Genomic DNA, 13681 nt, shown 5'->3' with positions numbered 1-13681 from the left:
CGCCAATGCAGGATAACGAAAAAGTGAAGAAACAGGAACGAGCCGACCGCGTCCGTCAGCGACTCAATCAGTTGTACCCGGATCCCCCCATCCCGCTGGACCACACCGATGAGTTCACGCTGTTGATCGCGGTCCTGCTTAGTGCCCAGTGCACGGACAAGAAGGTCAACGAAGTGACGCCCGAATTGTTCGCTGCCGCAGGGACGCCTCAGGCCATGGTAGAATTGGGGCAAGAAGAAATTTTGCGTTTGATTCGTCCGATCGGTTTGTCGACCAACAAATCAAAAAGCATCTACAAGCTGTCGCAGTTGTTGCTCGAGCGACATCAGGGCGAGGTGCCACAAACATTCGCAGAGCTCGAAGCGCTACCCGGCGTGGGACACAAAACCGCATCGGTCGTGATGGCTCAAGCGTTCGGGGTTCCCGCGTTCCCCGTTGACACCCACATTCATCGACTCGCTCAGCGATGGGGGCTCTCCAGCGGCAAGAATGTCGTCGAAACCGAACGCGACTTGAAAAAGTTGTTCCCCGAATCGTCGTGGAACGACCTACATTTGCAGATCATTTACTACGGCCGCGAGCACTGCACCGCTCGAAGTTGTGACGGCACGAAGTGCGGCCTGTGTGTTGAGCTGTATCCCAATCGCAAGAAGGCAGTCGTCTGGAACAAACCGTAGTAGTGGAAGTCGCCAAGAGCCTGTTGATTTAAACGAAATGCAAATTGCATTTGTGAGCCGTGGGCCGTAAGGCACCGGGTCATGCGCGGGACCCGGCCGCTCACGCCTCACTCGACCGTTGCCGCCGCGATTCCCGCAGCTCTACCGGTGCTAAACGCGGCTTGGAAATTATAGCCGCCGATCCAACCATCGACGTCCAGCACTTCGCCCGCGATGTAGAGTCCCTTCACGACTCGGCTTTCCATCGTTCGCGGATTGACCTCTTTCAGGTTGACTCCGCCCGCGGTTACTTCGGCTTTGCTGAATCCACGAGTTCCCGTGATCGGCAACGCCAATTGTTTGATACCGGTCACCGTCGCTCGGCGACCCGCCTTGGTCAATTCAGCAATCGTCGGATCACCGCACAGCTCGCTGGCCAAGGCCGTTGCCAGCCGGCTTGGCACCCATTGGCTCAGTACATTGGAAAGCCGGCGACGCCCGGCTCCGCCAGCGGTATCGCACAGTGTCGCTTCGATCGCTTCGGCCGGTACGTCGGGGGCCATGTCGAGTTGGACGCGAACGCGAGCCAGTTTTTCAGTCAGCGTGACAATCCGGCTGACATCCATTGCCGCGGGTCCCGAAAAACCAAAGTGGGTGAACAACCATGACGAACGCCGGCTCATCGACTGTTTCGACTTCTTCGCTTCGGAGGTTTGGTTTTCCGCAGTCACGATGCAGTCCTCCAGCGTGATGCCCGACAATGCCTTGGTCCACTCAAAGCCACCGGTCAACGGCACAAGTGCCGGGCGGGTGTCGACGATCGAATGTCCGAGTTTTTCGAGCCAACCATAGCCATCGCCCGTCGTTCCACAGCCTGGCCAACTTCGCCCACCCGCGGTTACGATTACTCGATCCGCAGTATAGGTCTCGTCATCGGTTTCAATCTGCCAATGTTCGTCGCCGCGGATCAGTCGTTGGACCGATTGTTGGCGAATGATTTGCACCCCGGACTCGACCGCTTGCTGCTGCAGTGCATCTCGCACTTCGATCGCACGATCGCTTTGCGGGAACACTTTGCCGGTGCTTTCGACCTTGGTCGCGACCCCCAAATCGGCAAACATACGCACGACTTCCGATGGCGGAAACGCTCCAATGGTCGGCTGCAGAAAGCGAGACGCATGCCCAAACCCGGGCAAGATTCCGCGTGCGTCGGTATCGTGAGTGACATTGCAACGAGTCCCCCCGGACATCAGGATTTTGACGCCCGTCTTGGTGTTTTTTTCCAGCAGGATAACGTTGGCACCGCGTTTTGCCGCTTCTGCGGCCGCGACCATTCCGGCGGCTCCGGCGCCGATGACGACGATTTGCATGAGGGATTCGTGTGAGCGAAAAAGGAAGGGGAAGGGGCAACGATGCCGCGTGCCTCGTCTGGCTTGTCGACCCGTCGGGCTTATCATAACCTTGCCGAAACATTCCTACGACGCCCACTCCTTCTTACTGCGCTCGTCATGCCTTCGTTTGATTATCTCGCTGACCGGCTTGCCGAACTGAGTTCGCAGCATCGACTGCGAACCCTGGCGACTCGCCAACCTGCGGGCGTCACGTTTGTGGACGCCGCGAATCGTCAGCTGATTAATTTTGGCAGTAACGACTATCTCGGCTTGGCAACATCTGGGTCGCCGATTGCGTCGCTTCCACGTGAGAGTGGCAGCACCGCCAGTGCGCTGGTGTGTGGCTGGACCCCGCTGCATCAACAGCTTGCCGAAACGATTGCGGAACTTGAGTCAACCGAATCCGCAGTGTTGTTCCCGAGCGGTTACGCGGCCTGCAGCGGCACGGTCGCCACGCTAGCCGAAGCAGGCGATTTGATCCTCAGCGACGCACTGAATCATGCCTCGTTGATTGATGGTTGCCGTTTGTCGCGAGCCGAGTGTGTTGTGTATCCGCATCGTGATTACGAATTTGTCGCCAGCGTACTGAAACAGCGGCGGCATGAATTCACGCGAGTTTGGATCGTCACCGACGGCGTGTTCAGCATGGACGGCGATGTCGCCCCGTTGGTTGCATTGAGTGACATTGCCGAACTGTTCGATGCGTCGTTGCTCGTCGATGAAGCTCACGGCACCGGCGTGTTGGGGAAAACCGGCAGTGGCGTTTGCGAAGCACTGGGAGTCAAGGATCGCGTTGCCATTCGGATTGGAACGCTCAGCAAAGCGATCGGATGCCAAGGCGGTTTTGTGGTGGGGCCAAAAGTGGTGACGGACTATCTCGTCAACCGCTGTCGTTCGTTGATCTTCAGCACCTCGCTAGCACCATCCGCCGTGGCCGCCTCGATTGCCGCCTTTGAATCACTGCAAAGCGAACCCGAGCGGCGCCATCGAGTGCAGTCGCTTGCGAGACAAGTGCGTGAACGATTATCGATATCGACATCGTGTGCGATCGAGAACACAGTCCCGATAGTGCCGTTGATTATCGGCGAGGATGCAAAAGCGGTCGCAGCGAGTCAGACGCTTAGCGAAGCAGGCTTTTTCGTCCCCGCGATTCGTCCCCCGACCGTCCCGCCCGGCACTGCGCGACTAAGGTTATCCCTCTCGGCATCGCACACCGACGCCATGGTCGAATCTCTGCTGCAAGCAATCAAAAAGAGTGGCATCCAAAATGTGGGATAGGCTTCCAGCCTGTCATCGGTCCTATCGCCCACCGGTATGGCTGGTCCAGCAGTTATAGCCCGGAGGGCGGTACAATGGATGCCGGTGGCGTCAGCCACCGGATTACAATGGCATCGATCCACATCAGCCCGGAGGGCGACACAGGGTCGCGCAGTTGTGCCGCCCTCCGGGCTAATGCGGATGTTTAGATGGCGTGCACCGTGGCCTGACGGCCACGGCAGTGAATGTGTCGCCCTCCGGGCTAGCGCGCGTGCACGTGGCCTGACGGCCACGGCAGTGGGGGTGTCGCCTGCTGGTCTATATCACCGTTACAATGCTGTCCATGAAAACGCAACGACAAATTGTGCCTGGCATCTCGCTTGACGCTGCGGGGCAGGCGACGATCGATCCTTCGCTCCATGATGTCTTGTTCGACCTTGCTCTAAACCTCGAATCCCCCACCGACTTGCCGGTCGACTTCGAACATGTCGTGGCCGCGATCGTGATCGCGACACGACGCAATCAGCTCAAGGCGGACTACGTCCTCGCAGCAGACGATCCCGACTTGATCGAGATTTTGACTCCGCATGTAAAATCGGTGTTTGAGCTCTACGGCGGTCGGCTTGGTCGTGACGAGTGAGAACGCGACGGTGGTGAGCAAGTTTACGCAATGATCGCGGAGCGATCAGCGACAACGGATCATCAAAACAGCTTGGTTGCGATGCCGGTCGAGTCGACGGACCAGGGGGTCCAGAGGATGATCGGATCGGTGACTTTTAGGTCGCTTTTGCGTGGCGCGACGACGGTGGTGTCGAGCTGCAAGTTCTTGACGTCAAATTTTTCGCTCAGCACCGCGATTTCTTCTTGTAACTCTTCGTCCAACTCGGTCATTTCTAATGCCAATTCGCGAGCGGTTTCTTCGGCGCGAGTGACGTCGGCCCGCTGCTGTGCCGCGCGACCCACGCCCCTCGCGGCTGTGGACATTTTGGAAACGTTCGTGCGACTCGCCATCTTTTTACCAAAAAAGGCCCCGACAAGCGAAGCTCCGAACGATAACATCGTGGACAATTTCGCTTGGGAGTATTGTGCTTCCTCTACGGCGATGCGGTCGTTGGCTGCTTGAATCCGCTTGTCTAAAGACTTGATCTTTGCCGCAAACTTGTCACGTAACTTTTCCGTTTCCAGATCGCGTTGCTCCCGTGCCGCTTGCTGGAAAAACGCTCTCGCCTGTCCTTCATCGAGTCCCCCGGGAGCGTAGTTGCCTATCAGCGGACTCTTGTAAAGCGTCATCGCGTAATGCCGATACAGAAAATCTTTGAACTGCTTTTCGTAGCTCTTGAATTTCTTGGCGTTCCGCAATTCGTTGGGCAGGTCGCTGAACACGTATTCTTCGTCGGCTTGGTCCGAGAGCTCGGCGTCATCGGGAATCGGCTCACTGGCTTGCCACAATTCTTCGGGGACTCCGCTGCCACATCGCACGATCAGTTTCAGATCTTGCCACGAGTCGAGATCGGCCGACGCGCGGACGTGGTGCAGTGTGCCTTCGGCGTAAACGGCGGGTCGATAAACCAGCCGGCTGCCGTCGAGTGCGGACTCGGTGGCGACAAGAAACTTTTCCTTCACACCGCTCGGGACAACGGGTCGTGTCGGAGTCGAAGACGTATCGTCGAGTGATTCGGTGCTGGCTTTTTCGCGTTTGTCCTGCAGTTTCTTTTTGCGGTCGGCCATTAAACGACCAATTTGGTCTCGGGCTAGCGGCCCCGCCAAAAACGACAGCGCCCAGCGAGTTTGGAAGGTGCTTGGTGCGTCATCGTGAACATTGTTCATCAGGAAGACGCGATTGCCGAGCGACGCGAGTTTCTGTTCCATCGCCGCACGATCGAACGGTTGTCCGGATTGGGCTGCGGATCCCTCGAGCCCCTCCAGCACGCGTGCTTTGTCACGTTCGGTTTGTAATCGCCCAAGAAACCACGTTCCGATGTTCGAGAGTCCCTTGTAATCCAGGTCCACCGGGTTTTGCGTGGCCAAGGTGATGCCAAGACCGAACGCACGTGCTTGTTTCAGCAGCGTCAACATCGGTGGTTTCGACGGCGGATTGGAAACCGGCGGAAAGTAACCCGCGACTTCGTCCATGTAAAACATCGCTCGTAGCGAACTGGTCCCGCTCTGGGTTCGCATCCAAGCGACCAGTTCATTGAGCAGGATGGTGACGAAGAACATCCGTTCGCTGTCGGTCAGATGAGCGATCGACAGGATCGTTAATCGCGGTTTGCCCTCGTCGGTGTAAAGCAATTTTGGAATCGATAACGTTTCACCCTCGAGCCACGTCGAAAACGCAGGTGACGCGAGCAAATTGTTCAGCTGCATCGCCAATTTGGCGCGATCGGTTGAGGGCATGAACGAGTCTAAATCGAGCACACCGACACGTTGGATCGGAGGTGATTGGATCAGCCCGATCAGGTCGCCGATCTTGACGTTTTTGCCCTCACGCCAACAGACGTCTAGGATCGAAGAGATCAGGATGTGTTCGCGCGACAGCAGTGGATCGGCATTGATTCCCATCAGTGTCAAAAGTCCCGACGCCGAACCGGTGATCCGTTCCCGCATTGCATCGGAGTCGTTCAGCAGATCCGGCGGCGGTGCATCGAAGCTTTTTAGCACCGTCATCGGGATGCCCGCGTTGCTGCCGGGCGTGTAGATGGCAATGTCGACGCTGTCACGAAACTTGGCGATCCGCTCGCCGTCTTGTCCCCAGCTGGCCAGTCCTTTTCGCCACGTTGTTGCTTTGTCGGTCGCCAATTCGTCGAGCGTCATTGCTTTGCGAGTCGCTTCGCCGGAATCCAACCACGGTTTGAAATCTTCGGGCTGCAGTTCGGGAAACGTCAGCAATAGGTTGCCCAAGTCGCCTTTTGGGTCCACGCAAATTGCGGGAATGCCGTCGATCGCGGCCTCTTCCAGAAGCGAAAGACACAAACCCGTTTTGCCGCTGCCGGTCATCCCCACACACATCGCGTGCGTGCAAAGATCTTTGGCGTCGTACATCAACAAGTCATCGCTGAGTTTGCCGTTGGCAAGATCGTAATGGCGGCCGAGATAAAACGAGGCCATTTTCTCGAAAACATCGGGAGAGGGAGATGACATGGGAAGCGTGATGTCCAACGAGTAAGAAAATAAGCGGATGACAAGAACTCGATTAATCGCGACCTGGATCGAGTCGGCAAAGGATTGAGTGAGGGGGCGGCGGATAAGTCGCGTGGCTACACATTGCTAAATCTTACCCGAAAAAGGGATGGTCGCGGACGACGCTCGGGCGCGCTATGATACCGACCTTCGACTTGCACGCCCTTTTATCTTCTGCCTCCTTTTTGACGACACCGCCATGCTTGATTTGTTCGACAAGATTGAAGACGCTTGTAAAAAAATCCGAAGTGAGTTTTCTAAAACGCCGAAGGTCGGTATCATCCTTGGCACTGGGCTTGGCGGACTTGCCGAACAGATCGAAGTCGAAGCCTCATTCGAATACGGGGACATTCCCCATTTCCCGACTTCGACGGCGACGAGCCATCGAGGACGCTTGGTATGCGGGCAATTAGCCGGCGTACCGGTCGTGGCCATGGAGGGCCGTTTTCATCAATATGAAGGCTACCCTCTGAAGCAAATCACGCTTCCAGTCCGCGTCTTCAAAGCGCTCGGTGCCGAGTTGCTTGTCGTCAGCAACGCGTGTGGCGGTTTGAATCCCTACTTTTCAAACGGCGACATCATGGTCATCGAAGACCAAATCAATTTGATGGGCGACAACCCGTTGATTGGTGTCAACGACGATCGACTGGGACCTCGCTTTCCCGATATGTGCGAACCGTACGATCAACAATGGATCGATCGTACGATGGAATTGGCTCGCCGCGAATCGATCCCGATTCATAAAGGTGTTTTTGTCGCCGTGACCGGGCCGAATCTCGAAACGCGTGCCGAGTATCGTTTCCTCAGAATGATTGGTGCCGATGTCGTCGGGATGAGTACGGTTCCCGAAACGATCGTGGCGGTGCATTGCGGTTTGAAAGTGGTTGGGTTGAGTGTGATCACCGACATGTGTTTGCCCGACGCGCTCAAACCAGCCGATGTGAACGAGATCATTGCGACGGCGAACGCTGCGGCTCCAAAGTTGGAAACGTTGGTACGCGGGATCGTCAGCGAAGCCGGCCAAGTCCGTATCGCTTAGTGCATTGAGCGTTGATCGCTCCCGCGATCAAAACGGGCAAGTCGCGGGTTGATCGACGTCCGGCGTGATTTTTAGGGGCAACAGGATGCGGCAGAATCTTTCCATGGATGAACTCTCGAGCGAGAACCGGTATGTCGAGCAGGCTGCTGAGTTTCTGCGTGCCCGTTCGGACCTTGTCCCTACCGTCGCGATCATTCTGGGCAGCGGGCTCGGTGGGTTGGCCGAAAAAATCCAACATCCGATTGCGGTACCTTTTCCTGACATTCCTGGGTTTGCAGCTTCGACGGCGTCGGGGCATCGAGGCCAATTAATTTTGGGTGAATTGGAACAGACCCGCGTGGTTGCCATGGCCGGTCGTTTTCATCGCTACGAGGGATGGAGCCGAGCAGAAGTCTCGTTTCCCGTGCATGTGATGGCACGACTCGGCGCGACGCAGTTGGTGGTCAGTAATGCAGCGGGAGGAGTGAACCCAAAGCTGAAAGTCGGCGACATCGTGGTGATTCGTGATCACCTTGACTTTATGCGTGGCGAATTCCAACCCGCGAATCTGGCCTCGCGCGGTTCGAGTTTCGCCGAGAAGACTTACGGTTTTTCACCGCTGCGTCATGGCGATATCTATGACCCTAATTTGTCCGCGATCGCGATGCAGGCGTCCAGGGAGAGTAACTTTGCCGCTTACGAGGGGACTTATTTGGCGACGCTTGGTCCCAACTACGAGACGCGGGCGGAGTACCGAATGATGCGGCGAATCGGGGCGGATGTGGCTGGAATGAGCACGGTTCCCGAGGTATTGGCCGCCGCAAGCTTGGGGATGCGAACATTGGGGTTGTCGATGGTCAGCAACGTCGCCAACCCCGATTCGGCGGTAGTAGCAAGTCATGACGAAGTTCTTGCTGCAGGCCTTGCCGCAGAAGGTAAAATGGAAGCGATCGTCCGCGCGGTATTGCGGAAAACATGCTCGCACTAGACAGGATTGCCCGCCTCCAATGCAGGCCAGACCAAGTAAATGCATTGCTCATGCGGAACTTTGCTTGTATTCCGTTCGTAGTCGTAGCGGAAGTCGTCAAGACTTTCGTTGTGTATGCCAAACGATCCGAAACTCTTGACGAGTTCCGCTACCCGAAAATCGAGATGTAAGCAGCTAAGCAGGAGTCCTTCAGTATGTTAGCCGCTTTGGCGCTAGCCACGGTTCCGGCATTCAACCGGGGCTAGAGCCCAAACGGCTAACGGGATTTCACCCCAATAATTCCTGCCTAACTGCTTAACAGCCCGCTAGCCACGTTTCCCCACAATTAAAAACAAAGTCATTCTTTTATGTCTGCCGATGAAGCTGGATCATCGCTAAGTGGTGCATTGCCGCCGCCAACGCATCAATTTTCGATGCAATCGATGAGCGACGCCGAATTGATCGCGGCGATTCACGCAGTGCCGACGTTCGCGGATCCCAACATACTTGCTCAAATCAAAATCGACGGGGCAAACGGCCAGCATGCGGCGCTGATGCGGCTGAATCATCCTGTGCGTATTCAGATCGAAGGATCGCTGGGGGATTACGCGTATGCTTACAACGCCGAAACCGACATTCGCCAAACCGGAAACGTTGGCCACGGCGTGGGCGAGGGCATGCGAAGTGGAGCGGTGCGGATTCGTGGCAACGCGGGCGTCGGTGCAGGCGCGGCAATGACCGGCGGAACGTTGGCGATCTATGGTGACGCGGGCGACCGCTGTGGCGCGGGGATGCGGTCTGGAGGCATCTTTGTTCGCGGCGATGTCGGTCATGAAGTCGGCGTGGGGGCGATCGGCGGCATGATCGTGATCGGTGGCGATGCAGGTCGGAATTTGGGGGATGCGATGAACAACGTCTCGGTCTTTATTCGTGGCAGCGTCGAAAGCTTGGCCGATGGGGTGACCGAGGCTTCGCTGCGTAAGCGTGAAATGTTGCGGCTGGGGTTGTTGCTGATCAATGCCTCGATCCGTGGTGATGCGAATGAGTTTCGTCGTATTGTCCCCGAAGCGATGCTTCGGGCAGAAGAGGCTCGGCGAGGCGAAGTCGCTCCGAATTGGCGTTAGTAGGCTTCATCAACACAGTTAGGTTTGTCAGGACGGACGCTCATCATGCAATTGAATCACCGACTCGCGCCGCTGCACTTGTTGCCGCCACCGGTCTTTACCCCCTGGACCGGATCGCTGGTGGATTCGCATCGTGGTACGATCTCGCGAAAGCATGGCGACGACATCCCGTTGCCCTTGCCGCTGTTTTGGTACGATCCGCCGTGGTACCAAATCACGATGGAGCAGGCCGACAACTTGGCCGTGGCCGTCGGTGAGCTTGATATTTTAGTCACCGCGATGCGGAGTGATCTGTCGGGTCGGCAAACCGAATCGATGTTCCATGCTGGACGCATGATCGAACCTAAGGATTCCGACAAATCACCGACCCATCGTCGTTACCGCAGGATCGTTCCCTACCGATCGGAGCGTTATGGGTTAACGGTGACCGATTTTGATTCTGCCGATGTGGTGGATCTACGTTTGATGATGGCCCGTGATGTTTCAGGACGGTTCGCGTATTCGCCGGCACAGATCCAACGCTGGGAGGCCGCTCCGGCGACATCACCCGTCGCCGGTGGTGGCTGGGTGCCAGCTGCCACGTTTCCACCGGACGTGGCGTCGATGCAGCACTTGAAGTCCAAGATTGACCAAATTCGTCGACTGTCCGCATCCGCTGCGGTCTTTGTCTCGATGGGACCGTACCGGATGGGCGACGAATTGCCAAAGGTGCTCGCGGCCGAGCCCGATGGACTGATCCTACGGCTCGACGAAATCCAACTCGAGGGACTTGAATTGGCTGCCATCACGCGACGTGCACGCCAGATGATGAATGCCGAGAAGTGTTCCGAGATGCCACTTTGGGTGGTACCCGGAGCAATCTCGCCCGATGATGCCGTCAAACTTGTTGCTCTGGGGGCGTCCGCGGTTGCGATTGATGATTGGTGCAACAATCTGATCATGCAGACGCGAGATTCACAACCGGCAAGCACAGTGGCGGCGAAGCCGGACGCCGCACACAAATACGACCCGCGTTGGGGTGATTTCGTCAATGATCATCTGGGTGAGTTGACGAGTCGCTTTTTGGGACTGTTTGAATCGTTGCAAAGCGTTAACGAAAATGAACGACTCGGCAGCTTTAGCGGTACGTGGGCGAAAGTGCTGGGCGTTGAGGGTTTGCGTTAAAATGCGTCACTGTCCGCATCGCTTGGCATCCGCCAATCGCCGCGGGGTGACAAACTAACTGAACCCACTTTGGGGCCGTCAGGAACACAGTTGCGTTTGAATTGGTTCTTGAAAAAGCGATCAAAAAACGTCTCAAGCGTGGCATCGATGTCGGCGTCGGAGTGCGGTTGATCGAATTCTGCGTGTTGGGCCAAAAATCGAATGCGTTCGCGATCGCATCCGTAGCGGACAAAATGATACAGAAAGAAATCATGCAATTCGTAGGCGCCAATCGACGCTTCGGTTTCTTGTCGAATCGTGCCATCGGCAGCGGGCGGCATCAATTCGGGTGAAATGGGTGTGTCGGCAATCCGGTGCAGCAATTCGGACACACCGTCCTTAAAGTAATGATCGGCTGCGTAGCGAACCAGGAATCGCACCAGCGTTTTGGGGATCGATGTGTTCACGTTGTACATCGACATGTGATCGGCGTTGTACGTGGACCAACCGAGCGCTTGTTCGCTCATGTCGCCAGTGCCAAGCACAAACCCACGGTTCATCAGCAACATCGTGCGAATACGAGCTTGCACGTTTTCAAATTTCAAATCGGCGGTGTCGTGTGGCACATCGACAAACGACTTTTGAAGCGATTCTGGAGTGGTGTTGCGATCGATCTTGATGCCCAACGGACTGTGATCGAGGGCACGAAACGTATCGAGACACAGTTGGCGAATGTCGATCGTTTCGCCAGTGATTTCCGTTAGCTCAATCAAACGGTCGGCACTGGTTTTGGTGTGCTCGGTCGTCCCGTAACCGGGCATCGTGATCCCACAAATATTGCGGCGAGGCAGCCCCATCGCGTCACAGGCTCGAAGTGCGACTAATAACGCCAGAGTGCTGTCGAGGCCGCCAGAGATGCCAATCGTCAACGTGGTCGTTTTCGAAAGTCGTGACAATCGCTTGCACAGGCCGGCCGATTGGATTGCAAAGATCTCTTCGCAGCGAGCTTCCAGTTCGCTGAACGCTTTGGGCACAAACGGATGCGCGTCGACGTTGCGAACGAGGTCAGGGGTGCGGGGCAGCGGGGCGGTATCATCTTGTTCAATTTCGATCCATCGATAGGCCGTCGACAGCGATTGTTTACCATCATCAAACGAGCCGGTAACGCGGCGGTCGTGAGTCAGTTTCGCCAGATCAACGTCGACGGTGACCACGGTTTCGCTTTCATGCGTGGCATCGGACTGCTCGGTGATCGTGCGTGCTTCGACCAGGATCGCTCCGTTTTCCGCGATCAAACAGTGGCCACCGAAAACCAGATCGGAACTTGATTCACCGGGGCCGGCCGACGTGTAGGCGTAGGCGGCGATACAGCGGCCCGATTGGCTGCGGATCAAATCACGTCGCCACTGGGCCTTGCCGATCGTCTCGTTGCTGGCCGAAAGATTCACGAGCACGTTAGCGCCCGCCAACGCGGCATGACTGGACGGTGGAATCGGCGTCCAGAGGTCTTCACAGATGTCGATGCCAATCTTGGCTTCGCCTTGTTGGAACAGCAAATCGGTTCCGAAGGGAATCATGCCGCCGAGCAGTTCGAGCCATTGAGGGTCGCTTGAGGATGCGGCGCGAAAGTGTCGGCCTTCGTAAAATTCACGATACGTGGGCAGGAACGATTTAGGCACGATGCCTTCGATTTGGCCGTTGCAAAGCACCGCGGCCGCATTCATCAGCGAATCGTCAATCGCGATCGGCAGTCCCACGATCACGGTTTGATTGGGCCGCTGGCGTGTCGATGCGACTAAGGTTTCCAGGGCGTCGAGCGTTGCATTTTGCAGCGAATCGGTCGCGAACAGATCGCCACAGGTGTAGCCGGTCAGTCCGAGTTCGGGAAATACGATCAAATCCGAATCACAGGGATCCATCAACCGCATCATCGCTTTGACATTGGCGGCAGGATTAGCGACGGAGATCACTGGGGATGCAACCGTGATCCGAAAGAAACCGTGAGCAGACAAATCGAAGGGCCTTTGAAGATGGAAGATCGGCTCGATGGGGAGTCACACGATTTTACTCGCCAACAGCCGCGGAAATAATGGGGAGTGTGCGTGCAGGGGGGAATTCCGGTAAAGTCGTCCTGGCGTTCGCTAATATAGACGCAACTCAGTTAATGTCGCTGATCGCTCTGCGATCTTGCGCCGCGTAGGGATTGCGGAGCGATCAACGACGATTCCCCAAACATGATCTTTGCATGCCACAGCCCGTTATTTCAAAGGAATTGTTTCGTTTCCTGCGTGAACTGCAATCCAACAACAATCGAGATTGGTTCAACGAAAACAAGCTTCGTTATCAAACGGAGTTGCGAGACCCCGCAGTGGAATTGGTGCGGCAGCTCGATAAACCGTTGGCCCGCGCGGCACCGATGCTCTCGGCGATCCCGAAATCGCATGGCGGATCGTTGATGCGAATCTATCGCGATACCCGATTTAGCAAAGACAAAACGCCTTACAAAACGAACGTCGGCATCTCGCTGCGGCATCAAGCGAACACGAATATTCACGCGCCCGGGGCCTACATTCATTTTGACCCCAACGAGTGTTTTATCGGCATGGGATGCTGGCGGCCGGAGCGAAACGTGTTGGCAGCAATTCGCCAAGCCATCGACGCAAACCCCAAAGCGTGGGTGAAAGTGCGAGATCAAAAAGCGTTTCGCCAGCACTTTGAGTTTGCGGGCGAGAAGTTAAAGACGGCGCCTCGCGAGTACGACAAAACGCATCCGATGATCGATGATTTACGAAGGATCGATTTCATTGCGGTCGCGCCGCTGAGCGAAGCGGAGGTGACCAGTGCCGAGATCGTCAAGATCTTGATCGATCGTGTGCGTGCGGCTCGGCCGCTGATGCGATTTCTGTGCGATGCGATTGATGTGCCCTACTAAACATTTTCAGTCT

Annotated in this window: 11 protein-coding genes; 8 read left to right on the top strand and 3 right to left on the bottom strand. The window is 56.4% G+C overall.

The window, feature by feature from the left end; all coding sequences use genetic code 11:
• Positions 1-5 precede the first annotated feature (5 nt).
• Positions 6-677 carry an endonuclease III gene (nth, locus tag SH528x_RS36215; protein ID WP_442508279.1) on the top strand — a complete coding sequence of 224 codons (672 nt, stop codon included), beginning with the start codon at positions 6-8 and terminating at the stop codon, positions 675-677.
• Between the two features lie 107 nt (positions 678-784).
• Here the strand turns inward: nth and SH528x_RS36210 are convergent, their stop codons facing one another.
• The gene (locus SH528x_RS36210; protein ID WP_442508278.1) at positions 785-2026 is read right to left on the bottom strand and encodes an NAD(P)/FAD-dependent oxidoreductase; all 1242 of its coding nucleotides are present in this window, start codon (positions 2024-2026) and stop codon (positions 785-787) included.
• Between the two features lie 138 nt (positions 2027-2164).
• Between SH528x_RS36210 and SH528x_RS36205 the strand changes: the two genes are divergently transcribed.
• On the top strand, positions 2165-3325 hold the full coding sequence (locus SH528x_RS36205; protein WP_442508277.1) for an aminotransferase class I/II-fold pyridoxal phosphate-dependent enzyme: 1161 nt from the start codon (positions 2165-2167) through the stop codon (positions 3323-3325).
• A 322-nt stretch (positions 3326-3647) separates the two neighbouring features.
• Positions 3648-3944: a hypothetical protein gene (locus SH528x_RS36200; RefSeq protein WP_442508276.1), complete on the top strand. Its 297-nt coding sequence runs from the start codon at positions 3648-3650 to the stop codon at positions 3942-3944.
• A 62-nt stretch (positions 3945-4006) separates the two neighbouring features.
• On the opposite strand, the gene SH528x_RS36195 is transcribed toward SH528x_RS36200, so the two are convergent.
• Complete coding sequence (locus tag SH528x_RS36195) at positions 4007-6445, bottom strand: ATP-binding protein (RefSeq protein ID WP_442508275.1); 2439 nt, start codon at positions 6443-6445, stop codon at positions 4007-4009.
• Positions 6446-6683: 238 nt separating this feature from the next.
• Here SH528x_RS36195 and SH528x_RS36190 point away from each other — a divergent pair, with 238 nt between their 5' ends.
• The 4 genes from SH528x_RS36190 (at position 6684) to SH528x_RS36175 (ending at position 10757) form a co-directional block, all read left to right on the top strand.
• Positions 6684-7523, top strand: coding sequence for a purine-nucleoside phosphorylase (locus SH528x_RS36190; protein ID WP_372717841.1), 840 nt, complete (start codon positions 6684-6686; stop codon positions 7521-7523).
• 103 nt (positions 7524-7626) lie between these two features.
• Positions 7627-8490, top strand: coding sequence for a purine-nucleoside phosphorylase (locus tag SH528x_RS36185; protein WP_442508274.1), 864 nt, complete (start codon positions 7627-7629; stop codon positions 8488-8490).
• A 347-nt stretch (positions 8491-8837) separates the two neighbouring features.
• The gene (locus SH528x_RS36180) at positions 8838-9593 is read left to right on the top strand and encodes a tributyrin esterase (RefSeq protein WP_442508273.1); all 756 of its coding nucleotides are present in this window, start codon (positions 8838-8840) and stop codon (positions 9591-9593) included.
• Between the two features lie 45 nt (positions 9594-9638).
• On the top strand, positions 9639-10757 hold the full coding sequence (locus SH528x_RS36175) for a hypothetical protein (RefSeq protein ID WP_442508272.1): 1119 nt from the start codon (positions 9639-9641) through the stop codon (positions 10755-10757).
• On the opposite strand, the gene SH528x_RS36170 is transcribed toward SH528x_RS36175, so the two are convergent.
• Positions 10754-12748 carry an NAD(+) synthase gene (locus SH528x_RS36170; RefSeq protein ID WP_442508271.1) on the bottom strand — a complete coding sequence of 665 codons (1995 nt, stop codon included), beginning with the start codon at positions 12746-12748 and terminating at the stop codon, positions 10754-10756. The two genes, SH528x_RS36175 and SH528x_RS36170, sit on opposite strands and share 4 nt — an antisense overlap.
• Before the next feature lie 233 nt (positions 12749-12981).
• Between SH528x_RS36170 and SH528x_RS36165 the strand changes: the two genes are divergently transcribed.
• A complete protein-coding gene (locus SH528x_RS36165) occupies positions 12982-13668 on the top strand; it encodes a DUF2461 domain-containing protein (protein ID WP_442508270.1) in 687 nt (228 codons plus the stop codon).
• Positions 13669-13681 lie beyond the last annotated feature (13 nt).

It is taken from the genome of Novipirellula methanifontis, from assembly GCF_052161655.1.
In the GTDB taxonomy this organism is placed as follows: Bacteria; Planctomycetota; Planctomycetia; order Pirellulales; family Pirellulaceae; genus Novipirellula.
The sequence above is the reverse complement of the archived record's forward strand: the minus strand, read 5'-3'. Positions and strand labels throughout refer to the sequence as shown.